This window comes from Agromyces sp. Marseille-P2726 (assembly GCF_902809835.1).
Classification (GTDB): domain Bacteria; phylum Actinomycetota; class Actinomycetes; order Actinomycetales; family Microbacteriaceae; genus Agromyces.
In genome coordinates this window covers 249,272-275,125 of sequence record NZ_CADDWM010000011.1, presented here as the reverse complement: position 1 = coordinate 275,125, position 25,854 = coordinate 249,272, and the positions used below count along the sequence as shown (strand labels likewise).

General features: G+C 66.3%; 26 protein-coding genes. 13 read left to right on the top strand and 13 right to left on the bottom strand.

Going from position 1 to position 25,854, the window contains the following annotated elements:
- The first annotated feature begins 233 nt into the window (after nt 1–233).
- On the top strand, nt 234–875 hold the full coding sequence (locus HUS56_RS05695; RefSeq protein ID WP_173922410.1) for a TRAP transporter small permease subunit: 642 nt from the start codon (nt 234–236) through the stop codon (nt 873–875).
- A complete protein-coding gene (locus tag HUS56_RS05690; RefSeq protein ID WP_173922409.1) occupies nt 872–2,413 on the top strand; it encodes a TRAP transporter large permease in 1,542 nt (513 codons plus the stop codon). The genes HUS56_RS05695 and HUS56_RS05690 overlap by 4 nt, the downstream gene beginning before the upstream one ends.
- Before the next feature lie 80 nt (nt 2,414–2,493).
- Here the strand turns inward: HUS56_RS05690 and HUS56_RS05685 are convergent, their stop codons facing one another.
- From HUS56_RS05685 to HUS56_RS05675, 3 genes are read right to left on the bottom strand one after another with little or no spacing between them, the layout of a single operon-like run.
- Entirely contained in the window at nt 2,494–3,231 is a 738-nt protein-coding gene (locus HUS56_RS05685) for an alpha/beta fold hydrolase (protein ID WP_173922408.1), read from the bottom strand.
- Between the two features lie 4 nt (nt 3,232–3,235).
- Nucleotides 3,236–4,024 carry an SDR family NAD(P)-dependent oxidoreductase gene (locus HUS56_RS05680; protein WP_173922407.1) on the bottom strand — a complete coding sequence of 263 codons (789 nt, stop codon included), beginning with the start codon at nt 4,022–4,024 and terminating at the stop codon, nt 3,236–3,238.
- A gap of 33 nt (nt 4,025–4,057) precedes the next feature.
- Nucleotides 4,058–5,185, bottom strand: a complete 1,128-nt coding sequence (locus HUS56_RS05675) for a zinc-binding dehydrogenase (protein ID WP_173922406.1) — start codon at nt 5,183–5,185, stop codon at nt 4,058–4,060.
- A 110-nt stretch (nt 5,186–5,295) separates the two neighbouring features.
- Here HUS56_RS05675 and HUS56_RS05670 point away from each other — a divergent pair, with 110 nt between their 5' ends.
- Genes HUS56_RS05670 through HUS56_RS05655 form a run of 4 tightly spaced genes read left to right on the top strand, consistent with a single transcriptional unit; the run spans nt 5,296 to nt 8,691 of the window.
- Nucleotides 5,296–6,072, top strand: coding sequence for an alpha/beta fold hydrolase (locus tag HUS56_RS05670; RefSeq protein WP_173922405.1), 777 nt, complete (start codon nt 5,296–5,298; stop codon nt 6,070–6,072).
- Nucleotides 6,069–7,091, top strand: coding sequence for an aldo/keto reductase (locus HUS56_RS05665; protein WP_217423942.1), 1,023 nt, complete (start codon nt 6,069–6,071; stop codon nt 7,089–7,091). Before HUS56_RS05670 ends, HUS56_RS05665 begins: the two co-directional genes overlap by 4 nt.
- Nucleotides 7,088–7,927, top strand: coding sequence for an aldo/keto reductase (locus HUS56_RS05660; RefSeq protein WP_173922404.1), 840 nt, complete (start codon nt 7,088–7,090; stop codon nt 7,925–7,927). Before HUS56_RS05665 ends, HUS56_RS05660 begins: the two co-directional genes overlap by 4 nt.
- A 2-nt stretch (nt 7,928–7,929) precedes the next feature.
- Nucleotides 7,930–8,691 (top strand): SDR family NAD(P)-dependent oxidoreductase, encoded by a 762-nt coding sequence (locus tag HUS56_RS05655; RefSeq protein ID WP_173922403.1) that lies wholly within the window; start codon nt 7,930–7,932, stop codon nt 8,689–8,691.
- Between the two features lie 7 nt (nt 8,692–8,698).
- Here the strand turns inward: HUS56_RS05655 and HUS56_RS05650 are convergent, their stop codons facing one another.
- The 7 genes from HUS56_RS05650 to HUS56_RS05620 form a co-directional block, all read right to left on the bottom strand.
- Nucleotides 8,699–9,163 carry a VOC family protein gene (locus HUS56_RS05650; protein WP_173922402.1) on the bottom strand — a complete coding sequence of 155 codons (465 nt, stop codon included), beginning with the start codon at nt 9,161–9,163 and terminating at the stop codon, nt 8,699–8,701.
- A gap of 170 nt (nt 9,164–9,333) precedes the next feature.
- A complete protein-coding gene (gene dctP / locus HUS56_RS05645) occupies nt 9,334–10,623 on the bottom strand; it encodes a TRAP transporter substrate-binding protein DctP (RefSeq protein WP_173922401.1) in 1,290 nt (429 codons plus the stop codon).
- Nucleotides 10,624–10,704: 81 nt separating this feature from the next.
- The gene (locus HUS56_RS05640; RefSeq protein WP_173922400.1) at nt 10,705–11,637 is read right to left on the bottom strand and encodes a cyclase family protein; all 933 of its coding nucleotides are present in this window, start codon (nt 11,635–11,637) and stop codon (nt 10,705–10,707) included.
- Between the two features lie 21 nt (nt 11,638–11,658).
- The gene (locus HUS56_RS05635; protein ID WP_173922399.1) at nt 11,659–12,537 is read right to left on the bottom strand and encodes a TIGR03619 family F420-dependent LLM class oxidoreductase; all 879 of its coding nucleotides are present in this window, start codon (nt 12,535–12,537) and stop codon (nt 11,659–11,661) included.
- Nucleotides 12,538–12,590: 53 nt separating this feature from the next.
- Nucleotides 12,591–13,844, bottom strand: a complete 1,254-nt coding sequence (locus HUS56_RS05630) for a cytochrome P450 (RefSeq protein ID WP_173922398.1) — start codon at nt 13,842–13,844, stop codon at nt 12,591–12,593.
- A gap of 95 nt (nt 13,845–13,939) precedes the next feature.
- The gene (locus tag HUS56_RS05625) at nt 13,940–14,449 is read right to left on the bottom strand and encodes a nuclear transport factor 2 family protein (protein WP_173922397.1); all 510 of its coding nucleotides are present in this window, start codon (nt 14,447–14,449) and stop codon (nt 13,940–13,942) included.
- Between the two features lie 5 nt (nt 14,450–14,454).
- Nucleotides 14,455–15,657 (bottom strand): cytochrome P450, encoded by a 1,203-nt coding sequence (locus HUS56_RS05620; protein WP_173922396.1) that lies wholly within the window; start codon nt 15,655–15,657, stop codon nt 14,455–14,457.
- Nucleotides 15,658–15,757: 100 nt separating this feature from the next.
- Here HUS56_RS05620 and HUS56_RS05615 point away from each other — a divergent pair, with 100 nt between their 5' ends.
- Genes HUS56_RS05615 through HUS56_RS05605 form a run of 3 tightly spaced genes read left to right on the top strand, consistent with a single transcriptional unit; the run spans nt 15,758 to nt 18,325 of the window.
- Nucleotides 15,758–16,741 (top strand): alpha-hydroxy acid oxidase, encoded by a 984-nt coding sequence (locus HUS56_RS05615; protein WP_173922395.1) that lies wholly within the window; start codon nt 15,758–15,760, stop codon nt 16,739–16,741.
- Nucleotides 16,738–17,886 (top strand): LVIVD repeat-containing protein, encoded by a 1,149-nt coding sequence (locus HUS56_RS05610; RefSeq protein WP_173922394.1) that lies wholly within the window; start codon nt 16,738–16,740, stop codon nt 17,884–17,886. The genes HUS56_RS05615 and HUS56_RS05610 overlap by 4 nt, the downstream gene beginning before the upstream one ends.
- A 58-nt stretch (nt 17,887–17,944) precedes the next feature.
- Complete coding sequence (locus HUS56_RS05605; protein ID WP_173922551.1) at nt 17,945–18,325, top strand: nuclear transport factor 2 family protein; 381 nt, start codon at nt 17,945–17,947, stop codon at nt 18,323–18,325.
- Between the two features lie 11 nt (nt 18,326–18,336).
- On the opposite strand, the gene HUS56_RS05600 is transcribed toward HUS56_RS05605, so the two are convergent.
- The 3 genes from HUS56_RS05600 to HUS56_RS05590 are packed head-to-tail and all read right to left on the bottom strand — an operon-like array spanning nt 18,337 to nt 20,975.
- On the bottom strand, nt 18,337–19,590 hold the full coding sequence (locus tag HUS56_RS05600) for a cytochrome P450 (protein ID WP_173922393.1): 1,254 nt from the start codon (nt 19,588–19,590) through the stop codon (nt 18,337–18,339).
- Nucleotides 19,591–19,609: 19 nt separating this feature from the next.
- Entirely contained in the window at nt 19,610–19,990 is a 381-nt protein-coding gene (locus HUS56_RS05595) for a RidA family protein (RefSeq protein WP_173922392.1), read from the bottom strand.
- Between the two features lie 46 nt (nt 19,991–20,036).
- Nucleotides 20,037–20,975, bottom strand: coding sequence for an SMP-30/gluconolactonase/LRE family protein (locus HUS56_RS05590; RefSeq protein ID WP_217423941.1), 939 nt, complete (start codon nt 20,973–20,975; stop codon nt 20,037–20,039).
- 86 nt (nt 20,976–21,061) lie between these two features.
- On the opposite strand from HUS56_RS05590, the gene HUS56_RS05585 reads away from it, so the two are divergent.
- The 4 genes from HUS56_RS05585 to HUS56_RS05570 are packed head-to-tail and all read left to right on the top strand — an operon-like array spanning nt 21,062 to nt 25,835.
- Complete coding sequence (locus tag HUS56_RS05585; protein WP_173922391.1) at nt 21,062–22,183, top strand: zinc-binding dehydrogenase; 1,122 nt, start codon at nt 21,062–21,064, stop codon at nt 22,181–22,183.
- A gap of 48 nt (nt 22,184–22,231) precedes the next feature.
- Nucleotides 22,232–23,434, top strand: coding sequence for an oxidoreductase (locus HUS56_RS05580; RefSeq protein ID WP_173922390.1), 1,203 nt, complete (start codon nt 22,232–22,234; stop codon nt 23,432–23,434).
- Nucleotides 23,435–23,439: 5 nt separating this feature from the next.
- Complete coding sequence (locus HUS56_RS05575; protein ID WP_173922389.1) at nt 23,440–24,597, top strand: LLM class flavin-dependent oxidoreductase; 1,158 nt, start codon at nt 23,440–23,442, stop codon at nt 24,595–24,597.
- Nucleotides 24,598–24,644: 47 nt separating this feature from the next.
- Nucleotides 24,645–25,835, top strand: coding sequence for an acyl-CoA dehydrogenase family protein (locus HUS56_RS05570; RefSeq protein ID WP_173922388.1), 1,191 nt, complete (start codon nt 24,645–24,647; stop codon nt 25,833–25,835).
- Nucleotides 25,836–25,854: the final 19 nt, after the last annotated feature.

Here is a 25,854-nt window from a genome sequence, read left to right as displayed (position 1 = left end):
GCTCCATGCGGATGCACGGGGAGTGGAGCGTCGGACGACGTCGCTTCTCGGCGAAAAGGCGGCGGTTAAACTAACAAGGATTGATAGCACAGCAAATGTTTCTGTGTTATCGTCGCTCAGGCGCAAGCCGAGTCAGATGTCGCGAGCCATCAACGAAGAGGTTGAACCATGACGGATTTCCGTGACCCGTACCCGTTCGGGGCCGTGGACGCCCCAGTGAGAGGAGTGGCTCGATGACGACTGTCGACGACGCTATCGATCGCGTCCCCTGGTTGAAGTGGATCGACCGCTTCAACGTCCTCTTGGCGGTGCTCGGCGGAATCGCGACCGTGGGCCTGATGCTGAACGTCGTGCTCGACGTCGTCGGCCGATTCTTCTACAACCGCCCGCTGCCGGGCACGCTCGACCTCACGCAGTTCGCGTGGATGCCGACGCTGGTGTCGCTCGGGCTCGGCTATGCACTGCTCCGCGGGGAGCACATCCGGGTGAACCTGCTGACGGCGCCGACAGGTCCGCGCACCCAAAGGATCATCGAGATCGTCGGCATGGTGTTCACCCTGGGCACGACGGCGATGTTCATTCTCTTCGGCGCTGAGAAGGCCGTCGAGGCGATGAACTTCGGCGAGAAGGCGGTCGGAACTCCGTGGCTGGAGATCTGGCCGTTCCGGTTCGTCATCGTGGTCGGCATGGTGGGGCTGTTGCTGCAGGCGTTCGCGCAACTGCTGCGGGCCATCACCGTGCCGGAGTTCAAGCCGACCGATGAAGACGAGGCGATCGCCGCCATCGAGTCCGAAGAGACCGTGTTCGAAGAGCTGGAGCTCGAGCCCGCCGATGCGCGACCCGAGCACACGACTGGGAAGGTGGAAACTCGATGAGCACGATTCTGCGCGAGGCGCCGCCGCAGCCGGCTCAGGGCAAGGGTCCCGTCGAGCTCAAGGAGGCTCTGACCGCGAAGCGGTTCACGATCGGCCTGATCGTCACCGCGATCGCCACCGTGCTGCTGACCGTGTACCTGCTCGTCGCCCCGTCGAGCAAGCTCATGGTCGGGTTCCTCGTCATCCTGCTGATGATGGCTCTGATGTTGTTCAAGATCCCGATCGGCATCGCGATGTCCGCGGCCGCGATCTTCGGATTGTACGTACTCGTCGGCCCGAACGCGGTGGTCGGATCCTTGAAGGAGATCGTCTTCACCTCGTTCGCGTCGTGGTCGCTCAGCGTGATCCCGATGTTCGTGCTCATGGGTGTCGCCATGGGCAAGAGCGGGCTGATGAGCGGCGCGTATGACGCTGCGCGGAAGTGGCTGAGCCGGCTCCCTGGTGGCCTGGCGATCGCGACCAACTTCGCGGGTGCCGGCATGGCCGCCACCAGTGGCAGCACCATCGGCATCGCGTACGCGATCGGTCGGGTCTCGATTCCCGAGATGATCCGCTCGGGTTACAAGCCCTCCCTCGCGATGGGCGCGACCGGCATGGCCGGCACCCTCGGCCAGGTCATCCCGCCGAGCGTGCTGCTCGTGATCTACGCCGGTGTCGCAGAGACGCCGGTCGGCCCGCAGCTGCTCGCCGGCATCATCCCGGGCCTCGCCCTCGCCGTGCTGTTCGCGATTGTGATCATCGTCTGGGCGGCGATCAGCCCGAGCTCCGCGCCGCGCGGCAGGAGCTACCCCTGGAAGGAGCGGTTCGCGTCACTGATCCACCTGGTGCCGATGCTGGTCATCATCGTCGTCGTGCTCGGTGGCATCTACTTCGGCGTCTTCACCGCGACCGAGGCCGGAGCCTACGGCGCGCTCGTCACGATCATCCTCGGTCTGGCGCTGATCATCGCGCGTTCGCGGAAGAGCATCAAGAAGGGCGAGACCACGGTCCCGACCCGCAAGGTCGTCGGAACGTACTTCTCCAGCACTCTCATGGAGACGGTGTCCGCGGTCGCCGCGGTCATGCTGCTCCTCGTGGGCGTTCTCCTGCTCACCCGGGTCATGGCGCTCAGCGGGCTGGCGCAGTGGGTCGCCGACATGGTCATCGACCTGGGCCTGAACCAGCTCAGCTTCCTGCTGCTGCTCATCCCGGTCTACCTGATCCTCGGGTTCTTCCTCGACACCCTCGCCATGATGCTGCTGACCATCCCGGTGTTCATCGGGCCGCTCGTCGCGCTCGATGTCGACCTGATCTGGTTCGGCGTGTTCCTGATCGTGCTTGCAGAGATCGACCTGGTGGCACCGCCACTCGGGATCATGAACTTCGTCGTCCTCGCGATATCCCAATCCAGTACCAAGGGCATGGGCCTCAAGCTGAAGATCACCGACGTGTTCAAGGGTGTGATGCCGTTCATCGCGGCCTGCATCGTGATGCTCGTGGTGCTCATCGCCTGGCCCGACCTGGCTCTCTGGCTACCCGGTATATCCGCAGCCAAGTAGCCGCACAGCGCGCAGAACCCCTCGGACGCTCGAACGAGCTTCCGAGGGGTTTCGCGTGGTACGGAAGATCAACGGCGCGCTCAGGTGTGCGACATGGCATCCGACAGCATTCGGATGGCGTAGGCGAGCTCGTCGGGACGATCCTCCAGTGACACCGGGTCACCGGCCGACAATTCGATCACGGATGCCGCGGCCGCCCCCAACTCGGCGGCGAGCGCTTCCCCCTGCCGGCCGATCCGCTCGTCCTCCTCCTCGGTGGCGAACTCGAGCACGGCGAGCGGAACCGTCAGGGAGCGCAGTGCCGTCTCCAGGTCGTAGTCGATGACCGCTCGGCAGAAGTCCCGCCGCCACGCGTCGTCCCGGTTATCCGCGTCGAGCAGCAAACGCACGGCGGGGTGCCGGCCGAGTGTCACCTCTCGAGCACTGTTCGACAACACGATGCTGTGGGTGAGGCCGGCGAAGATGAATCCGTCGATCGCCTCGGGGTGCGCGGCCGCCATGGCGGCGCCGAGCTTGTTTCCCCCGTTCATGCCGTACAGCGTGTAGCGGGATTTAGCCACTTTCCGCGCAGCCGCATGAAGCGTCTCGGCGAGCTCGGGAATGCTTCGGCGACCATCGGGAAGGTATGACTCGCCCGTGCCTGGAGGATCGAGCGCGATCACACGCCGATGCTGAGCGAGAATCGGGATCAATCCTCCGTACATCTGCGCTGAGCGACCGCCATGGGGCAGCAGCACGAGCGGATCGCCGTGACCCGCGGTCAGGAAATGGATCTGCCCCTCGTGTGAACCGACGAATCCGTCTCGCACCGCGGCCATCGCGTCAGCGTGGGACGACGAAGCCGCCGTTCGGCCGGAACGTCTGCCCGGTCACGAACTTCGCTTCGTCGGAGACGAGGTAGACGACGCACCACGCGACGTCGCTCGGTTCCCCGACGACGTGAAGCGGCGAGTACGAGCGATAGGCTTCGAGCTGCTGTTCCCACTCAGCGGAGAGCGTTCCGTCGGGCAGCGTGTGGTTTCGGCGGATCATCGGCGTGTCGATGTAGCCGGGCGCGACGGCGTTCACGCGGACTCCGTCGCGGCCGAGCGCCAAGGCCATGGTTCGCGTCAACTCGACGACAGCGGCCTTCGAGGCGACATACGCGAGTTGCGGCGGCAGCGGCCGATCCAGGCCCCCTGTGGCCAGGTTGACGAGGCTGCCCCTGCGGGCGACGAGATGTCTGGTGGCCGACCTGCACACATTGAGCGTGCCGAAGAAGTTCACCTCCATCACCCTTCGCACGGCATCGGTGTCGATCTCATGTGGATCGATGTCGATGAAGATGCCGGCGGAGTTGACGACGGCATCGATGCCACCATGCTCGGCGGCCACGGCTTCGAGGATCCGATCCACTTCCGCCGCATCGGTCACGTCGAGCTTCGCCGCATGGACCGTTCCGCGTAGGCCGAGTCCGTTGATCCGGGTCACCTCGTCGGCGAGGCGATCGGCGGAGAGATCCGCTGCGACGACGGTCGCGCCCTCGCCGGCGAAGATCTCAGCGATACCGGCTCCGATCCCGCTCGCGGCACCGGTGATGAAGATCACTCGCCCTGCAACATCGAATGCCACGGTCTCACTCCTGTCGGTGCTGCGTGCGTGAGCTCACGCTCGCGGGTCGAGCGCCACCTTGATCGGCCGTTCCTCGGTCTGATAGGCAGCGGTGCGGATCGCGTCCGCGACCTCGTCCAGCGGGAAGACGTGCGTGATCCAGTCGCCGAGATCGATGCCCCGGTCGCGCAACTCCCGCGCGCGCTCGAACGCCGTCTCGACGGTATGCGGATGCGAGAGACGGCCTTTCAGGGTGATCTCCTTCCACATCAGCAGTCGCCAATCGAATGGTTGCGTCGACGGATTCGGGGATGCCGAGCTCACAACCGTTCCGAGCACACGCACCAGGTTCATGGCCAGGGCTTTGCCGGCCGGTGAGCCGGAGACCTCGATGACGCCGTCGACATCTCCGTGCTGCGCCACGATGTCGGCGGCCGCCTGCACGATCGCCTCGGGGGAGTTGTCGCGGCTCGTCACGAATGTGGTCGCACCGAACTCCGCGGCGAGCTTCAATCGTTCGGCGTCGGCTTCGAGCCCGATCAGCGTCGCGCGTCGGCCCGTGGCGATGGCCGCGAGCGCGCAGCTGAGGCCTTGGGGGCCGGGCCCGATCACGGCGATGTGCCCGCCGACCGGCACGTCCGTGGCATCCGCCCACCGGATGCCGTTGGCGAACGGCGAGCCGGCGATCAGTGCGGTGCGGTCGGAGAGGTCGTCGGGCACCGAGTAGACGAGCGCCTCAGGGGGGACGAAGGTGTGGGTGGAGTAGCCGCCCCAGAGATGAGGGGGCTCCTTCGCCGAGAGCGTGCCGTAGCCGTTCTTCAGGCCGCGTCGCTCGCACAGGTAGTACTGACCGCGATCGCAGGCGTGGCAACCCTCGTTGCATGGCCAGCGGGCTTCGACGATCACTCGATCGCCGACAGCCAGTCCGCGTCGCTCGGCCGCGACCGGGCCGATCTGCGCAACCCGGCCGATGATCTCATCCCCGAAGATGACGGGGACTCGCTCGTTGACATAGTCGAAGGCGCCCCGGTACATGGCCAGCTCCGAGCCATCCACCCCGCACATGATGACCTCGAGCAGCAGCTCGTCGTCACCGATCTCGGGGATCGGGAACTCCTCGAGGCTCATGTTCTCGGGGCCTCGATAGGCCGCGGCGCGGGCGAACGGCGCAGAGCTCGACATCGGAGGGTCCTTCCAAGCGGATGGGCAGTGACCACTGCGGGGATTGTCTCGAGCGTATCAGTGTGATTCAGTGTCATTATAATTTCAACAAGGTTTATAGGAGATCAAGGATGCTTCGCCTGGACCTGTTCGCGAATCGACCGGTCGGACGCCCCGACGCCCCGCTGCTGATCCTCGGGCCCGCGCTGGGCGCGCCGGCATCGATGTGGGATGAGGTGGCCGAGCTGCTGGCGCCCGACTTCCGCACCGTGACGTTCGAACACTTCGGCTTCAACGGCGCACCAGCCGTGCACGAGGCCTTCTCGATCGGCGACCTGGCGGATGCGGTGGTTCGACTGATCGATGACCTGGGCGTCGAGAAGGCGTACTACGCGGGCGATTCGATCAGCGGCGCAGTCGCCCTCGAACTCGGGCGGCGGCATCCCGACCGTGTCGTCGCCGTCGCGGCCGTCTGCAGCGTGGCCCGCAAGTCCGGGGACCCGAGCATGGCGCCCATGGCCGCGGCTGTCCGGAAGGATGGAACGGCATCCCGGGCGTCAGACGTCGATGAGCGATGGTTTGCGCCCGGCGCGAAGACGACGCGCGGGGCGCAGATCGGCGCCCTCGTGGAGGCGCTCTCCACCGCGGACGACGAGACGTATGCCCGCTACCTCGAAGCCCTCGACGAGCACGACGTCGGCGACCACCTCGGATCGATCAGCGTGCCCGTGCTCTCCGTCTGGAGCGAGTTCGACACCGGAGACGCTGAAGGCAAAATGCGATTCATCGCCGAGAACGTGCAGCGGGGCACGCTCGTCGGAATCAAGGGCGCCGGACACACGCCGCCGCTCGAGCAGCCCGAGGCGGTCGCGGCGGCCCTCCGCGACTTCTTCCGCAACGCCCAATGAGCACCGCGCCCGCCACGATGGACTACCGGTCGCTGGGCCGAAGCGGTCTGCAGGTGTCCCGCCTGTGCCTCGGCACCATGATGTTCGGGGGGCCGACGGATGCCGCGACAGCGCAACGCATCATCGCGAGTGCTCGCGATGAGGGCGTCAACTTCATCGACACCGCCGACGTCTACAACGGCGGCGAATCCGAGGTCGTGACCGGAACAGCGATCAAGGACGACCGCGACCACTGGGTCGTCGCGACGAAGCGCGGCAACTCGATGGGCCCGGGGCCGAACCAGGGCGGACAGTCTCGTAAGTGGATCGTCGAATCCGTCGACGCCAGCCTGCGCAGGCTCGGCAGCGACTACATCGACATCCTGTACCTGCACCGAAGCTTCAGCGACGCGGCACTCCCCGAAGCCGTACGAGCGCTGGGGGACCTCGTGCGGCAGGGCAAGCTGCGATACTTCGGCGTCTCGAACTTCGCGGGATGGCGCGTGGGGCTGGTCTGCCAGCTGGCCGACCAATTCGGACTCGACCGGCCGGTGGCGAGTCAGCCGGTGTACAGCATGGTCGACCGAAGCGCAGAGCGAGAGCTCATTCCGGCATCCCTGCACTACGGTGTCGGAATCGTCAGCTACAGCCCACTCGCCCGCGGCGTGCTGACCGGCAAGTACCGACCTGGAGCGGAGCCCGATCCGGCGAGCCGTGCGGGTCGCGGCGACGCCCGGATGCTGCAGACCGAATGGCGCGCGGATTCCCTCGACATCGCCGACCAACTGTCGCGGCATGCTGCGGACAAAGGGATGGCGCTCGCCGACTTCGCCATCGGCTGGGTGCTGGCCAACCGGGCCATCAGCTCGATGATCGTCGGACCACGGACGTTCGACCAGTGGGAGGCGTACCTTTCGTCCGCGCAAACGCGAATCGGCCTCGAGGACGAGGCCGCGGTCGACGCTCTTGTCTCCCCGGGGCATCCGTCGACGCCGGGCTACAACGATCCCGCGTATGCGGTGGAAGGGCGCGTCGGATGACACGACTGGCGCCTGTGCTGAAGATGAATGACGGCGCCGCGATCCCGCAGCTCGGGCTCGGTGTCATGTACATCCCGGCCGACGAGCTTCCTGCTGTGCTCGCGGAAGCGGCCGCCCTCGGCTACCGCCACTTCGACACGGCGACCCACTACGGCAACGAGGCCGGTATCGGCGAGGGGATCCGGCGCCTCGAGGTGTCGCGCGACGAGCTGTTCGTCGCCACGAAGCTGCCGAATGCGGCCCACGGGTTCGATTCCGCGCTGCGCGCCTTCGACCGCAGCGAGGAGGCGATCGGGCGCATCGACCTCTACCTGCTGCATTGGCCGCAACCTCCCAAGGGGAAGTATCGCGAGACCTGGCGCGCCATGGTGCGGTTGCGCGACGAGGGCCGAGTGCACTCGATCGGCGTGTGCAACTTCCCCGCACCGCTCCTCGACGAACTCATCGGCGACACCGGGGTAGCCCCCGCGGTGAACCAGATCGAGCTGCATCCGGCCTACCCGCAGCCCGAGATGCGGACGGCGAACGCGGCGCGCGGCATCCTCACCGAAAGCTGGAGCCCGCTCGAACACGGACGCGCACTTGCGAACCCGACGATCGTGGCGATCGCCGAGCGGCATTCGTGCTCGCCCGCTGCCGTCGTGCTGCGCTGGCACCTCGACCTGGGGCTCGTGGTGATCCCGAAGGCGGCGTCGCCCGCACACCTGGCTGCGAACGTCGCGGCGCTCGAGCTGAGCCTCACCGATCGCGATCACGCCGAGATCGCCGCGCTCGCGCGAGCGGACGGCGGGTTCGGACCGAACCCCATGGTCCACACGACGGAGCAAGGAGCGTGATCATGCTGGAATCGACGGACAAGGTGGCCCTGGTCACTGGAGCATCCGGCGGCATCGGGCGCGAGATCGCACGTCGCCTCGCCGCTGATGGACACCTCGTGCTGGCCCACTATGGCCGCGACGCCGCGAGTGCAGCCGAGACCCAGCGGCTCATCGAGGACGACGGAGGGGAGGCCATCCCGGTCGGAGCCGACCTGACGAGGGTCGCGTCGATCGAGCAACTCTTCGACCGGATCGACGACGTGCTCGCGCAGCGCGGTCTCACCAAGCTCGACGTGCTGGTCAACAACGCCGGCATCGCCGCGCCCGGATCGATCGACGCGGTCGACGAGGCGGCCTTCGACCGGCTGTTCGACACGAACACCAAGGGCACCTTCTTCGTTACGCAACAGGCGGTCGAGCGGATGCGCGACGGCGGTCGCATCGTCAACATCTCGTCGATGGTGTCCCGCGCGGCGTACCCACGCTCGATCGCCTACGGCATGAGCAAGGCCGCGATCAACTCATTCAGCGTCTCGCTCGCGGCGGGCCTCGGCGATCGGGGGATCAGCGTCAACGCGGTCGCCCCGGGTGCAACGGAGACGCCATTCATCGGTGCCGTGATCTCGGACCCCGATCGGCTGGCCGGCACCGTGGCTGGGACGGCTCTGGGCCGGCTCGGCCAACCCCGGGACATCGCGGGCGTCGTCGGCTTCCTCGCGTCTGACGACGGCGCATGGATCACGGGACAGGTCATCGAGGCGAGCGGCGGCATGCACCTCTGATGGCAGTTCACGAGTGGCGCTCGAGGAACTCCACGACGACTCCGTCGAGGAGACCGTCGTAATAGGCGTACCTTCCATTGCCTGCGGGAAGCGGTGCCTCGAGGATGAGGCGAGGGCTGCTGCCCCGCCCCGTCGCTCGCGTGAGATGCTCGTCGATCGACTCGACGAGATACGCGACGTGATGCACGCTCGGACGGCCCCCATGCGCCGCCAGGTGATCGTGGTACGGCGACGGCCCCTCGCCAATCGGCTGGATCAGCTCGATGCGGATGTTCCTCGAGTCGTAGAAGGCGATCTCGGCGGAGTACGACACCGTCGTGCCGCGGTACGAGACGTCATCGACCTCCAGTGTGAAGCGGCGGTAGAAGTCGAGGTCGCCCAGGAATGCGCCATTGATCTCGCGCGACGCATCGAAATCCGGCACGACGAAGCCCAGATGGTAGATCGCGGGGTACTGCGGGTCGGGCGTCACGGGCACACTCCAGCGGTCTCGCAGGGTCGGATGATGATCAGGAGATGGCGGGCACGAGACCAAGCTCTCCCGCAATGGCGATCCGGTACGCAGGGCCGGGTCGGCTTCGCCCACGTCCTCGGCGTGCGCGCGAGCGAGGACGTGGGCGAAGATCGGCGAACCGGGTTGCGCTACAGCTGACCCAGCTTGTCCCGGACCGCCTGCAGCCAGGCGTCCCACTCGCTGTCGCTGAGCACGTCGGCGCCGAGCTCGAGTACCTCGACGATGTTGTCGTTGTCCACCGGGACACCGAGATCCTCGATCGAGAAATCCCACCAGGTCTCGGCGACGGTGTTGGTGAACTCGAGCGCGGCCTCCGGGTCTGCGAGGCCGGACGGCGCACTCTCAAGTAGGCTCGGGCGGTCCTCCCAGTACTCGGCGAGGTACGGGTTCAGCTCCGCGGCGTCGATGATCCCTCCGCCAGCTGCCTCGGCCGCCGACACGATGTCCTTGTAAGTGTCGAGTGTGTCGCGCGTGAACCGCAGAAGCGGCTCGTAGCTGGCCTCGATCATGGCATCTTGGATCTCGGGAATCAGGGAGTCCCAGGTCGACGTCGAGATCACCCAGTTCGCACCGGAACTCGCCGCGTTGTGGGTGAAGGCGACCCATGGCGAAACCGCCAGCAGATCCGCGGTGAGAATCGTCGTCGCTGCGTTCACCGCGCAGTCGACGACCCCGCGCTGCAGGGCCTCGTACTGCTCATTCGGCGGCAGGAAGACCGTGGTCATGCCCAGTGCTTCGTTCTCGCCCTGTGAGATTGCGTTCGGCACCCGCGCCGTCCGGCCTTGAAGGTCTGCCTTCGTCTCGAACGGCTGCGTGCAATGCAGACCGGCGGGTCCGCTGTACATCGGGATCAGTGGGACGAAGCCCGCCGCACGGGCTTCATCGAGGGCGAAGTTCTCTTCGCCATACTGAATGACCTGTTGCCCGATGCCCGCGATGTTCGTATTCGGGTAGCCGAACGCGTTCGTCGCCGTCTGGATCGCGATGTCCTTCCAATTCTGAATCGGCAGTTGATCGGGGAACGTGCCGCTGTTGACGAAGGTGACGTCGGTCAGATCGGAGGTGAGCGCACTGATCGCCTCGGTCGCCGGATGCAGGACGCCACCCTCGTAGTAGTCGAACGTCACCGCGCCCTCGGTGAGCTCGGTCACCTGGTCCATCCAGTCCTCGACCAGGTTCGTCGAGGTCGCGCCCGGGGCGAAGATATTGCTGACGGTGATCTCGACGGGCGTCACCGACGCCCAGTCGAAAGCCCCAGCGGGCTCGTCGCCACCGGTTGCGGCTTCGGTGCCGCCGCCGGCGCAGCCTGCGAGCAGGGCGATCGCGCCGATCGTCGCGATCGCGGGCATCAATCTCTTGGTATGCATCAGAAGACTCCGTCGTCTCAAGTGAGCGCCCGGCCCGAGTGGCGGCGCCATTCGAGGCTATCGCCCCATCGTAATTGTTATCGCAATCGTTATAAGGTCGTCATCCATTGGCCTCCGCCGACCGGATGGAGCTCAGAAGATCGCAATCGGGTTCACGGGAGACCCCGTCCCGCCGCCGATGGCCAACGGTGAGATCGTCGTGAAGAAATCCCAGCGCGAGCGCGGACGGCATGCCGCCGCCAGCGGATCGAGGGCGGCGTTGTCGAGCAGCGGCATCCCCATGTAGACGATTGCGCCGACGTGCACCGGAACCCGCTCGGCGCCCGCCTGGCGGGGGAGCGCGTCGTTCGCGCCGTCCGACCCCAGCACCGCGATGCCTCGCTCGTGCAGCCACGGCAGGCAGGAGGCGTCGAGGCCGGCGACATGCAGTGCGCCCTCCACGAAGTCACTCCCCGTCTCGGCGCGGCGGGCGGATCGTCCGACATACACGAAGAGGGCATCTCCCTCACGGATGTCGGTGCCCTGCGCTTCGAGGGCGGCGTCGAGCTCGTCGGGCACAACGGGGGCGAGCGGCTCGACGAATGAGCTGCCGCGCACGGCTGGGATATCCAGCAGCACGCCCCTCGTGGCGATGCCGTCGCGGAAGACGTCGATCGTGTTCGCCTCTGCACCGGTGGCTCGGACGAGCCGAGCGGGTCGGTCGTTGTACATACGACCGTCGTAGAAGACGTGGCACAGTGCGTCGAAGTGGCTGGTGTGGACACCGTGGTAGTCGATCCCGACGAAGTCCGTTGCAGAGGCGTACCCCTCGGCGGCGTCCTCGCCGTGCTTGAGCATGACGTGCCGCGTCGGCGGCTCGGCGGAGGCCAGTGAGCCGGAGAGATCGATCGACCCGAAGCCGACGACCGTGCCCTCGCGGATCTCGGCGGCGGCGCGAGCGGTCACCTGCGGGGTGATCAGGTTCACCGTCCCGCGCTCGTCTTCGGAACCCCACCGCCCCCAGTTCGATACGGCGTCGAACACTCCGGGCAACTCGTCATCGGTCATGAGCCGCGCGTGCGACATCCTGTCTCCTCTCAATCGACGTCAGGCAGCAGCCATGACGCGCTCGGCGAACCCCTCGATCCAGCGGCGCTTCTCATCCTTCGAAACGTACGGCTCGCCGAGCAGATGCTCGATCGGTCCGAACTTCGCCGCGGTGACGCCGACGTCTTCGGCCCGGCGGAAGTCCTCTCGGCCGGGAAGCGAACCGTCGGGGTTCCGCTTCAGGCCCGCGAAGACCTCGAATCGCTCCTGCTCGCGCCCGGCATGCCGGCGCTCCTCGTTGATCATCGCGATGGAGGACGCCAACTCCTCCACCGTGCCCGGCGCGGCCATCCATCCGTCTCCAATGCGGCCTGCGCGCCGAATCGCCTGCGGTACGAAGGCCCCGATGTAGATGGGCACCCGATGTTCGGGGCGTGGCACCGCGTACGTCGACGGGAACTCGAAGAATCGACCGTGGTGCTCGACCGGCCCGGGGCCCCAGAGCTTGCGAAGGATCTCGATCATCTCGACGGTTCGCGGAACTCGAGTCGCGAAATCCACGCCAGCGACGTCGAACTCCTCCTTCATCCAGCCGATGCCGACGCCGAGTGCGAAGCGGCCGCCGCTGATGCGCGAGGCGGTCGCGCAGGACTTGGCGATCAGCAACGGGTTCGTCCGGTTCGCCAGCACGAGCACGCCGGGCGCGAACCGAAGTGTACGGGTCGCCTGCAGCACCGCGCCTGCGGTCACGAAGACGTCGGAGAAGGAGTAGTCCCACGGCATCGTTCCGCGCTCGTGCGGATCCTTGTCGGACGAACTCGCGGGCATCAACCAGTGGTCGCCCTCCATGACGCCGGTGAAGCCGCACTCCTCGGCGAGCACGGCGAGTTCGTCGAGATCTTCGGGCGGCGTATTGACGAACTGAAGCCAGTACTCCATGGATGCCTCTCGCTCGTGTTTCTCGCCGGTAGGTGAGCTTCCGCCGTTGCCGATCAGACTGCGGCGGCTACGGATGAGTTCAGCCGAACGGACTGGCTGCGCAGCGTGCTCATGATCCGATCCGCCATGTACTCGGTGGGGCCAGAGATTTCGGCATCGGGGAACTCCGTGACGAACCTCGAGAAGAGCGTCGCGAGCTCCAGGCGCGCGAGGTTGCGCCCGAGGCACTGGTGGATGCCCTCACCCAGGGTGAGGTGCGGGTTCGGGTTGCGTCGGATATCGAATTTCTCGGGGTTCTCGAACTTCCGCTCGTCCCAGTTGGCCGACGCGAGCAGTCCGACGACCCAGTCGCCGGCCCGGATGTCCTTGCCGTGCCACTCGAAGTCGGTGGAAGCGACACGGAACTTGCTTCGCACCGGCGACCCCCAGCGAAGAACCTCCTCCACCGCCGACGACGCCAGCGACGGGTCTTCGCGCAGGAGCTGTGCCTGGTCGCGATCGGAGATGAACTTCAGTAGCCCCAGGGATGCCGCACTGCGGGTGGTTTCCAGCCCGCCGCCGATGATCACCGCCATGTAGTTGCGCATCTCGTGCGCGGTCAGCGGATCGTCATCGATGCGCAGCTGTCCGAGGACGGTCGCGAAGTCGTCCTTCGGCTCCCGCCGTCGTGAGAGCGCGAGCTCCCCGCAATAGTCGAGCAGCGTCTGCTGGCCGAGTCGTGATGTCTTCACCGGATCGCCGTCGACCTGGTACCGATCATCGGCGGGCGACAGCCAGCGCCACGCCGCGACGCGGAGCTCTTCCCAGTCCGACTCGGGAACGCCGATCATGCGAAGTACCACGCGCGCCGGGAGCTCGCCGGCGATCTCGTCGACGAGGTCGACGTCGTTCTTCTCGCGCGCCTCGGCGAAGATCTCGTCGACGATCGAGGAGACGTCGCCCGTGAGTTTCTTGATCGCGGGGACGCTGAAGTGCTTGTTGACGGGGCGGCGGTACAGGTCGTGGATGGGCGGATCGTTGCGCGCCATGCTCGTGTCGAAGCCCATGGCGAAACGCTCTTCGGGCGTGTAGCGCTTGGGCGTTGCCGGGATCCGCGTGTCCCAGCGATTGCTGAGCTGCTGGTGGTTCGTCAGGAACTGCTTGACGTCGTCGTACCGACTGATGGTCCAGTGGTGCTTTCCATAGCTGTCGTCCTCGGTCCAGTGCACCGGATCCTCGTCACGTAGCCGGCGGAAGACGTCTTTGTAGTCGGGCGTGACGTACCACGAAGGGTCGAGCATTCGGTCGTCGGTGTCCCACTTCGGCATCTCGGCTCCTCTGTCGCCACGTGCATGGACGCTGCGGTCCTATTTTTATTATTGACATCATGCGCTTGCGGCGCCTCACGATTCCCGGAGCAGGTCTACTTCGCCGCGACGAGCTGGCGCCCGAGCTCGCGAGCGCGGTCGAGCATCGTGGCGTCGCCGCGCTCCCACGTCACATTGAGATTCACCCGCGCCAGCTTCCAGCCCTCGGGTGTGCGCACGAGATCGTCGATGTAGTAGCCGCCGATCGTGTACTCGAGGTCGGGGGCACCGGGCATGAAGTGAATCGCCTGCATGTACATCACGCAGGTCGCGGTGTCGCCTTCGACGGTGATGCGCGGATTGGACATCTGGTGCTGCGTGGTCGCGAGACCAGTGAACAGCACGCGGCGACCCTCGACCCACTCATCGGCGCTCATCGACACCCACTCCTGGCCGAGACCGGTGAACTCGGCCTCGGCGGCGGGACGGAACTTCACCTGCACCTCATCGGTGAAGATTGAGCGCCAGAGGCTCCAGTCCTTGGTGTCGAGGCCGGTCGCGTAGTCGTACACGATCCGCTCGATCTCGCAGCGATCGAGAAGCAGTTGCAGGCGATCCTCGGTCATCCAGCTCACCAGGTGACGGGCATGTCCCGAACGCCGTAGACGAAGCCGTCGCGGGTGAAGACGACTTCCTCCTCGGGGACGGCCAGCTCGAGTGTGGGAACGCGCCGAACGAGCGTCTCGAACGCGAGCTCGAGCTCCGCCCGGGCGAGGTTCTGGCCGAGGCACGAGTGGATGCCGCCGCCGAGGCTGACATGGTTCGTCGTCTCGCGATCGATGTCGAACTTCGTGGGGTTCTCCCAGGCGCGCGGGTCGAAGTTCGCGGGCGTCATGACGGGGATGATGCCCTGGTTCGCCGGAACCGTCACGCCGCCCAGATCGATCTCGGCGGTCGTCACCCGCGTCATCGTGCCATCCGCGACACTGTGGATCCGGAGCATCTCATTGATCGCCTTGACCCAGTCCTCGGGGTGCTCCCGCAGGCGCTCGAGCACGTCGGGGTTGCGCCACAGCAGGAGCATGCCCTGCGAGATCGTGTGCGCCGTGGTCTCATGTCCGCCCACGATCAGTACATGGACATGCGACAACGCCTGCTCACGAGTGATCTCACCGTTCTTGTACTTCGTCGCGAGCACCCCGACGATGCCATCGCCCGGGTTGTCGACCTGCTCGTCGACGATCGAGGCGACGATGCCCATCAATTCCTTCACCGCGGCGCCGAACTCCTCGGGTGTGGCGCTCGCGCTCGTCGCGACCGCGGAGAGCCGTTCGAAGTCGTGGTGGTGCTCGTAATCGATGCCCAGGAACCGGCAGATCACCTTCGACGGGATCACGAGGCTGAACTCACGATGGAAGTTGACCGGCTTCTCGAGGGTGAGGAGACGGTCGATGGTCTCATCGACCGTCGCCTGGATCTCACCACGGAGCGCGCTGATGCGCTTGAGTGTGAACCACGGTGCCAGCATCTTGCGGAACCGTCCGTGCAGCGGCGGGTCCATGTGGTTCAGGAGCACGTCGTTGCGATTGAACGTCTGGCCGGCGCGGACCTTGGGGAAGTACGGAACGGATGGGTCGCGCGAGATCGTCGGATCTTCCAGGACCTGCCGTACCTCAGCATGACGGAGCACGACCCAGGCCATGGAGCCGTCCTGCAGAGTGACCTGTCGTGCGGGTGCCTCTTCACGCCACGCCACGTAGTCGGCCGGGGGAAGCAGCGGGTCTTCGCGAACCAGGGGGAACGCGGGAGGCGCGGATGTCACCGTTGAGGTCACGGGTTCTCCTCGTCATTGATGGAGTTACTAATATTGACAGCATAGCTAGAAAAGTCCTCTATGGTGTTGGTGACGTGACCGGGGGAACCGGGGGTTGGGGATGCTGCTTTCGCTGGCCGACTTCGAGGCGGAAGCCACGCGGGTTCTCGCGCCCGAGATCGGAGCCTTCCTTGGCGGGGGTGCGGGTGGCTCGCAGGCGGTTCGACGGAATCTTGAGGCCTTCGAACGCGTCCTGTTCACGCCGCGACGATTCGTCGATGTCGGAAAGGTGTCGACCGCGACCACGGTCCTGGGGCGAGAGGTGGCCTCCCCGGTCCTCATCGCGCCGACGGGTCTGCAACAGCTGGCGCACCCCGACGGAGAGCTCGCCACTGCTCGAGCCGCTGCGCGAGCGGGTACGGTGGCACCCGCCGCGGTGCTGGCGACCCACCCGGTTGAGGGCATCGTGGAGGCTGCCGGTGGCTCACCGGTGTGGTTCCAGTTGTACGACTACGGGCGCGAGCACACGGCGGCGCTCCTCGAACGGGCGGAGGCGGCCGGTTGCGCGGCGATCTGCGTCACCGTCGACGTGCCCCGTCGAGCGCGGATGCGCGAACAGGATCGCCGAAACCGCTTCCGGCCCTCCAGCCGTGTGACGCTCGCGCATTTCGATGGCGCAGCGCCCGACGTTCGTCCGGTGCTGCTGCCGACGCTCGAGTGGATCTGCAGCGAGGCATCCGTGCCCGTGATCGTGAAGGGCGTTCTGCGGCCTGAGGATGCTGCGCTCGCCGCGGATGCCGGGGCGGCCGGCGTGGTCGTCTCGAATCATGGCGGACGGGAGTCGGGCTCCGTTCCCGCATCGATCGAGGTGTTGCCTGAGATCGTCGACGAGGTGGGCGCGCGGGCCGAGGTGTACCTCGATGGGGGTGTACGCACGGGTGACGATGTCGCGAAGGCCCTGGCGCTGGGGGCGCGCGCGGAGGAGGGCGTCGCCGATGTGCTCGACATCCTGCATCAGGAGCTCGTCGAGACGCTGGCGCAGCTCGGCTGCCCCGATGTCCGCAATCTCGACCGTGGATTCATCCGTACGGAAGGAAGTCGATGACGACCGCCATGAACGCCGAACTCGTGTGCCACCTCGACGTGCCGGGTGGGGGCCAGGTCTGGGTCGACGGCGATCGATGCTACATCGCGCACATCGAGGCCCCGCATGGCACGAGCATCTACGGCATCGCAGATCCGGCGAATCCGGTCAAGCTTTCGGAGATCCGGATGCCGCAGGGCTGGCATTCTCACAAGGTGCGAGCCGTCGGCGACATCATGATCGTCAACCACGAGCAATGGGGTGACAGCGGACCAGATGGGTTCCGAGGAGGACTCGCGGTCTACGACGTCTCCGATCCATCGAATCCGCGCCTCACCGGCAAGTGGGTGACCGGCGGCAAGGGCGTGCACCGGTTCGATTTCGATGGCGAGTACGTCTACCTCTCGGCCACGGCCGACGGCTACCGGGGGAACATCGCGTTCATCATCGACGTGCGTGACCCGACCCAGCCTCGCGAGCTCTCGCGCTGGTGGATCCCGGGCCAGTGGGCGGACGGCGGCGAGGAGTACCCGTGGGACGACTTCGTGCCGCCCAGGTGCCACCACCCGCTGCGCATGGGCGACCGGTTGTACGTGAGCTATTGGCACCACGGGTTCTACATCCTCGACATCTCGGACCTGCGGCATCCGGTCGCCGTCGGGCATTCGCGTCGAAGCCCGGCGTTCCCCCATCCGACGCACACCTGCCTGGTCCTGCCGGAGCGCACTCGCGGCCGGCGGCACATGGTGGTCGCCGACGAGGACGTCTCGAAGATCCATCCGGCTCCGCCCGCATTCGCGATGGTCTACGACATCACCGACGAGACCCTGCCGATCCCCGTTGCGACGATCACCGTTCCCGGCGTCGACGTCGACGGCTCACCGCAGGAACCGTTCACGGGCTGCCACCAGCCATCCGAGCAATTCCATGGCACGATCATCCCCTTCGCCTGGTTCGCCCACGGCCTGCAGGTCTTCGACCTCGCCGACCCGCTCTCGCCGAAGCTCGTCGGCTCGTATCTGCCCGACCCGGCGCCGGGCGCGACCCGGGTCTCGTCCAACGATGTCACGGTCGACGATCGCGGGCTCGTCTACCTGCTCGACCGCGTCGCAGGGCTCGACATCATCCGGCTCGACCTGGCGCATGCGATTACCCCGAAAGGATGAAGATGACGAATGACGTGACCGCAGACACCGCGGCGAACAAGACGGATGCCGCAGCACGATCCGCACTGACGACTGGGTCGAGGCACTGAAGGAGTTCTTCTCGGAGATCGAGTTCAGTCAGCACCCGAAGACTCCAGTGGCGTTCGAGTTCGACGAGACGCGAGAGAACGCAACCGTACTGTCGGTCATGCAGGGCAAGCACTGGGCCAGCACCCGCACCGGCGAGCACATCTCGACGACGGTCGGCTACTACCGCGACACATTCACCCGCACGGCGGAGGGGTGGAAGATGACGTCCCTCAAGGAGCTCGTCGGCTGGCACGAGGGCAACGTCTTCATCGTGTCGAATGGTCAGAGCAAGCTCATCGCCAGGCTCAGTGCGCTCTACCCCGAGATCGACTGGGAGCGCGGCGTACAGCAGTTGATGGCGGGTGTCTGAGGCGCAGGTCGTCAGTGCGCGGTTGGCACCGGACTCGAGAACCGCACCGGGAACTCCGCGAAGCCGTTCATGACGTTGTCCTCCGCCCACACCGGCTCGCCGATCGGCTCGAGGTCGGGGAGCGCGGCGAGGATCCGTGGCAGGAACACCTGCAACTCGAGTCGTGCCAGGTTGCGGCCGAGGCACATGTGGATCCCGTCCGAGAAGCTCACGTGCGGGTTGGGGCTGCGGGTGATGTCGAAGCGATGCGGGTCGTCGAACACGCGCTCGTCCCGGTTCGTTGAGGCGAGCGATCCGACCACCCAATCACCGGCCCGGATGTCTCGACCGTGGAACTCGAAGTCGACGGATGCCACGCGCAGCCGATTGCTCGCGGGACTCGCCCAGCGCAGGCATTCCTCGACCGCACCGGTGGTGAGCGACGGGTCGCTGAGGAGCAATTCGCGCTGGTCGGGGTTCTGCAGGAAGAGCCAGGTGCCGACGGCAGCGACATTGCGCGTCGTCTCGAGGCCGCCTGCGATGAGGGCCGTCAGCCATGCGCGGATCTCCATCACGCTCAGGACGTCGTCATCGATCAGGGTGTTGGCGATCACCGTGGCGAAGTCGTCGCGGGGATGCGCTCGACGATCGAGGGCCATTTGCGTCGTGTAGTCGGAGAGGCGCTTGAGCCCGGTCGCCCGCGTCTTCACAGGGTCGCCGTCGATGACCCAGCGGGGATCGGCCGACGAGAAGTAGAGCCAGACGGCTTCGCGCAGCTCGGGCCAGTCGGATTCGGGTACACCGAGCAAGCGCAGGATGACGCGCGCTGGCAACTCGCCCGCGATCTCCTCGACGAAGTCCGCCTCCGTGCGGTCGCTGATCGAGTCGATCACCTCGTCGACATGCCGCTCGATGTCCTCCTTGAGCCTGCGCACGGCGGGCACACTGAAGTGCTTGTTCATCGGGTGTCGGTAGAGGGTGTGTACCGGTGGGTCGAGGTGCGCCAGCACCGAACCGCCTTCGGCGAACCGTTGCTCGGGGGTGATCCGCTGCGGTGATTTCGGCACACGGCTCGCCCATCGGCTGCTGAGTCGTTCGTGATCGTGCAGGTAGGCCACGACATCCTCGTGCCGCGTCACGAACCAGTAGTGGCGTCCGTACGCGTCGTTGCGCGTCCAGTGGATCGGATCCTCGTCGCGGAGCCGGCGGTACACGTCATGGAACTGCTGCGTCGCGAGCCATGCCGGGTCGAGCAGGAGGTTGTCGATCTCGCTCCAGTCGGTCATCGGCTTCCGTCCTCATTCGTCATTCGGCGGCCACCGCGACCGCGTGCAGCTCGATGAGGATGGCCGGGTTCGCCAGCTCGACCACGGCGACGCTGCGCGCTGGGCCCGGCACCGGCCAAACCTTCTGGAACTCGGCATTCCATGCGGGGTAGTAGTCCTTCGAGGCGAGGAAGGCCTCGATGCGAAGGATGGTGTCGGTGGTGCCGCCGGCGTCCTCAACGTGTCGGATGACCTCGGCGAGCGCCTCAGCCGCCTGCTGCTCGAACGGGATCCGCTCGTCGTTTCGCAGGGTCGCGAACACCGAGGTGCCGATCGTACCCGAGGTGAGAATGAGATTGCCGGCCCGCACGGCGCCCGGTAGCACGTTCGATTGCCCTGGTGTTCGGATCATCTCGGTCATGACCTGCTCCTCGTTGGGGGTGGTGGTGGTGGGTGGATGTCGCGACTCAACCGCCGGGGCGCGGCCAATCGATCGCGTACAGCCGTCCGGTGCCGGCCGCGGTCACATAGGCGGTTCCGCCATCGGGGGAGAAGCAGATGTTGGTGATGGCAGGGTCGAGGACGGGCATCGGGATGAACGCTTCGAGTTGCCCGTCGGGAGCGACGACACTGATGCCGCCTCGGCGCACTGTCGCCAGGCAGATGAACCCGTCGGGATCGATGGCGAGCGAGTCGAAGAAGGCGTACCCGTCGACGGCGTACACGAGCGTCGCACCGTTCGCCGTCGTCGGATTGGGACCTGGCGCGAGCACATCCGGCGCCTCGACGGCCCACGACCAAAGCCGACCGCTCGCGGTCTCCGCCACGTACAGGAAGCTGCCGTCGGGCGAGAGCCCGACGCCGTTCGGCTGCGTGAGCGGCATGGTCGGTGCGGCGGTGTGCACGAGCTCCTGGGCGACGCCTGAAGTGCCGTTGGCCGCGGCGTAGTAGAGGCCGCCCGGGTCGACGACCCTGCCCTGAACCGCGCCGAAGTCCGTGAAGTAGAACCCGCCGTGCTCGTCCACGACCAGGTCGTTCGGTGCCAGGAACGGACCACCGGTGTGCGACGCGACTGCGACCTCGATGCTCCCGTCGGGGCAGACTCGCTGGATGCACGGATCGACTGGCCGCGAGCCATGGCTGCCGTCAGGTCGTCGGAAGCCCTCGGGCATCGTCGTGATACCCATGCCGCCGTTGTTGCAGACGAGCAGCCCTCCATCGGACGTCACTGCGAGTCCGTTCGGGCCGCCCTGTACGTCGGCGAACACATCGATCGAGCCGTCGGCGTCGAGGCGCATGATCTGGCCTGCACCGATATCCGTGAACAGGAGGGTGCCATCGTCGAGGGCGACGGGCCCCTCGATGAATCCCAGGCCCGTCGCAAGCTCCACCATGGGATATCGCATGCGAACGAATCTAGTCAATTATTACTATGAAGCGCTAGAATCGGATCGTCTTCGCAACGACGCTTGACCCGAAGCAAGGAGCAGTAATGACCAGCAGCGCCACAGCGCTCGTTCAGACCGGGCCGCGGGAGCAGCACTTCGAGGAGATGCCCTTCCCTGCGCTTCCTCCCGGCGCGGCGCTCCTGAGGGTCGAGGCGAACGGGATCTGCGGCAGCGACGTGGAGTCGTTCTTCGGCGACGACCGTGTGGTCCCCTCCGATCAGAAGTACCCGCGCATCAACGGCCACGAGATCGTCGGGGTGATCGAGGACATGGGGCCGAAGACGAAGCACCGTGAGGGTCTGAACATCGGCGACCGCGTGGCGGTGAACCCTGTCATCCCGTGCGGCCGGTGCGAACCGTGTACCGACGGGCGGATGCACATGTGCGCCGCTGGCAGGTTCGCCGTGCCGGTCTACGGATTCATCCCGACGTCGGTGTCACCCGGCCTGTGGGGCGGATACAGCACCCACGTGTATCTGGATCCCGACACCGTGCTCTACCCGTTCCCGAAGGACTTCGACCCGCTGACGGCGACGCTGTGGAATCCGCTCGGTGGAGCCATCCAGTGGTCGGTCATGACGCCCGGCCACAAGGTGGGGCAGTCCGTCGTCGTCCTCGGCAGCGGCCAGCGGGGCCTGGCGATCGTCGCAGCCCAGCGCGCAGTCGGGTCGGGTCTGATCATCGCCACAGGTCTGAGCCGCGATCAGCACAAGCTCGATCTCGCACTCGAGTTCGGTGCGAATGCGGTCGTGAATGTCGAGGAGCAGGATCCGGTGGAGGCGGTGATGGAACTCACCGGTGGCCAGGGCGTCGATCTGGTCATCGACACGGTTCCGAAGATCACCTCCACGACGCTGCAGGGACTCCAGATGGTCAAGACGGGTGGAACGTTCGTCAACATCGGCGTCAAGGAGCTCACCGTCGATGGATTCCCGATCGGCCGCATCACGTCGAAGAACATCCGCGTGATCGGCGCCGCGAATTCCAGCATCGCGGCGTACCGCACGGCAGCAGACATGCTGATCAGCGGCCAGGTCCGACTCGACAAGATGCGAACGCACGTGTTCGGATTCGACCGGTTCGAAGAGGCACTCGACACGCTCGAAGCGAAGATTCCCGGAACGAAGAGCGTGAACGTCGTGGTCACCCCGACGTTCACGTCGTGACTCCGGCGGAGATCTCGTGACCCAGGTAGAGAAGAAGAGCAGAGAACCATGACGATGACCAGCGAAGCGATCGATTCCGCATCTGAAGCACGACTGTCCTCTCCCGACTACGTCGAGCGGGCCAGGGCGCTCGCCCCGATCATCGAGGCGAACGCCGAGGCGGGCGAGGCTGCAGGTGCGATGCCAGCGTCGACCGTCGAAGCCTTGAAGCAGGCGGAGTTGTTCTGGATGCTCGTCGAGAAGGACCTGGGCGGCGGGGGCATCCCAGTCGACGAAGCACTCGAGGTGATGGAGATCATCTCCGAGGCCGACGGATCGACCGGATGGGCACTGATGGCCTCATCGGTGTCGACGTGGAACTCCTCGCAGTTCTACCCGGGCCTGCGTCGCCTCTTCAGGGAGGGGCAGCGCCCGATCACCTGTGGAACCCAGACCCCCCTCGGCACCGCCGTCAAGGTGGAGGGCGGATACCGTGTCGACACGCCGCCGGTGCCCTTCGGCAGTGGCATGGACGCCGCCGACTGGGTCGGAACGACCGTGCGGATCGTGGAAGACGACGGAACTCCGGTGCTCCGGGAGAACGGTGCCCCGCTGACCCGCGCAGTTCGCGCACCCAAGTCGGAGACCACGGTCTACGGCGACTGGGATGTCATGGGAATGGCCGCGACCGGCAGCTACACCTATGGCTGGAACGACTACTTCGTGCCCGAGGAGTTCACGTTCGACGCGGCACCCTTGGTGCCGCCGGCCGGACAGGACCACCGCGGAGAGACCCTCGACCTCATGTCCTCCGGAGTCATCGGCCACGGCGCGGTGGTGCTCGGCCTCATGCGGCGGGCGCTGCGCGAGGTCGCCACCATCGTCGAGGGCAAGAAGCGCATGGCCTATGCCGTGCCGGTCGACAAGTACCCGGTCTTCAGGAAGGAGTTCGTCGAGGCGGATGCCAAGTTCTGGTCCATCCGTGACTACTTCTACCGAGTGATCCGCGAGGCGATGGCGTCGACGAAGCAGACGCAGTCCCTGTCCGTCGAGCAGATGGCTCGGGTGCGGCAGGCGACCACCCACCTCCACACGGTCGCGACCGACGTGATCATGTTCGCAAGCTTGTGGGGCGGGACCCAGACGATTCGCAACCCCAGCTATCTCGGACGCGCAGTGCGCGACATGGTCGTCGCCCGCAATCACGCCCTCATCGACATCGTCACGCTCGACAACGCGGCGGACTCGATCATCGACTCCTGGAAGCAGTGAGCAGCGTGAGTGGCCCGATTGCGGAGTGCTGGACGTCGATCGTCCGCTTTCACGATCCGCGCCCGGCGGGCATCGTCGAGGTCGCCAGAACCTACGAACGCGAAGGATGGGACGGTGCTGTCTTCGCGGACAGCCAGTCGATCGCACCCGACGTCTTCGTGATGCTCACGGCGATCGCGATGAGTACCGACCGGTTGCGATTCACCACCGGCGTCACGGTGCCGCTCACACGGCAACCGGCGGTCGTGGCGAGTGCCGCCGCCGCAATCCAGGAGGTCTCGGGCGGTCGAATGCAGCTCGCGCTCGGGCGCGGTGATACCGCGCTCGCCTACCTCGGACTGTCACCGACGCGCCTCGCCACGTTCGAGAAGTTCGCGACTCAAGTGAAGCGGTACCTTGCGGGCGAGACGTTGCCGTTGCCTGAAGTCGCGCCGGTCATGGAGGGAGCGGTCCACGGATTCGAGGACCTCGCCGTCGGCAACGGTCCCGACGGCAGCTCGCTCATCTGGATGGATCGAGCGGAGCCGCGAGTGCCGGTCGAGATCGCCGCGACCGGCCCGAAGGCGCTGGAGATGGCGGGGCGCGTCGGAGATCGCGTCGCGCTCATGGTCGGTGCCGACCCCGAGCGCGTGGCGTGGGCCATCGAGCGCGTCCGAGCCGGCGCCCGCGACGCGGGCCGAGACCCGGATTCGCTCGGATTCACCGCGTTCACCTCGGTGGCGGTGACCGACGGCGGCGACGGTCGTCGTGAGCGGGAGCTGGTGGTTCCGTTCGTCGCGGTGGGTTCGCGGTTCCGCGTGATGGATCGCAAGGTCCGGGGATTCGCCTCCGACCGAGACCGGAAGGTGCTCGAGGGAATGCTCGATACCTACGACATCAGCCAGCACGCCCAAGGCGGGCAGGGCCGTGGCGGTCTGGACGAGGACTACATCAGCGCGTACACGATCGTCGGCGAGCCGGCTTACTGTCTGGAGCGGTTGCAGCGTCTCGCAGATCTCGGGGTGGACCGATTCGTTCTATCGCATTCGACCCCCGACCAGCCGGAGCACGAAGAGATGCGAGCCCGCCTCGTGCACGAGGTCCTGCCGACGATGCAGGGCCGGGAACCGGCGGGTGGCGTCCATTTCGGCGAGATAGCATCTGCCCGATCCGAATCGGCGTAGCACCGCGCCCAACACCCACTGTCAAGATGACGAAAGCGACACAGACCATGAGCATCACCACCGAACTCATCAGCACTGCGGACATTGCATCCTCGGACTACGTCGAGCGTGCCCGGGCGATCGCACCGGTCATCGAGGCGCATGCCGCCGAAGGCGAGGCGGCCGGGGCCATGCCCGACGCGACCATCGGGGCGCTGAAGGAAGCCGGCCTGTTCTGGATGTTGGTCGACCCCGAGCTCGGTGGGGGAGGCGTGTCGCCGGATGTCGCGCTCGAGGTCTTCGAGGTCGTCGCCGAGGCAGACGGCTCGACCGGTTGGGCGTTGATGGCGAGCGCCGTGTCGACCTGGAACACCTCGCTGTTCTACCCCGGATTCCGACAGCTCTTCCTGGATGGCCGGAAGCCCATCTCGTGCGGCACCATCAACCCGCTCGGCACCGCCGTCGAGGTGGAGGGCGGGTACCGCGTGAACACGCCGCCTGTGCCGTTCGGCAGCGGCATGGACGCCGCCGATTGGGTCGGCACGACGGTGCGGATCTTGGATGACTCAGGCAACCCAGTGCTCCGCGAGAACGGGATGCCGCTGACCCGCGCGATCCGAGCCCCGAAGTCCGAGACGATCATCTACGGCGACTGGGACGTGATGGGAATGGCCGCGACCGGAAGCTACAGCTACGGCTGGAACGACTACTTCGTGCCCGGGGAGTTCACGTTCGATTCCGCCCCACTCGTCCCGAAGCCCGGGGAGCCCTACAGCGGCAAGACCCTGGACCTGATGTCGTCGAGCGTGATCGGTCACGGTGGCGTCGTGCTCGGCCTGATGCGGCGGGCGCTGCACGAGGTGGCGAACATCGTCGAGGGCAAGAAGCGGATGGCCTACTCGGTGCCGGTCGACGACTACGCGGTCTTCAAGAAGGAGTTCGTGGAGGCGGACGCGAAGTTCTGGTCGGTGCGCGACTACTTCTATCGCGTGGTCCGCGAGGGCATCGCGTCAACCCGCGACACGGAGTCGTTGTCCGTGGAGCAGATGGCGCGCATCCGCCAGGCGACAACCCACGTTCACACGGTCGCAACCGAGGTCGTCATGTTCGCAAGCCTGTGGGGTGGAACTCAGACGATTCGCAACCCGAGCTACCTGGGCCGAGCGGTGCGCGACATGGTCGTTGCCAGAAACCACGCGCTCATCGACGTCGTCACCCTCGACAACGCCGCGGATCCGATCATCGACTCCTGGAAGTAGACGCGCAGCTGAGTCGGAC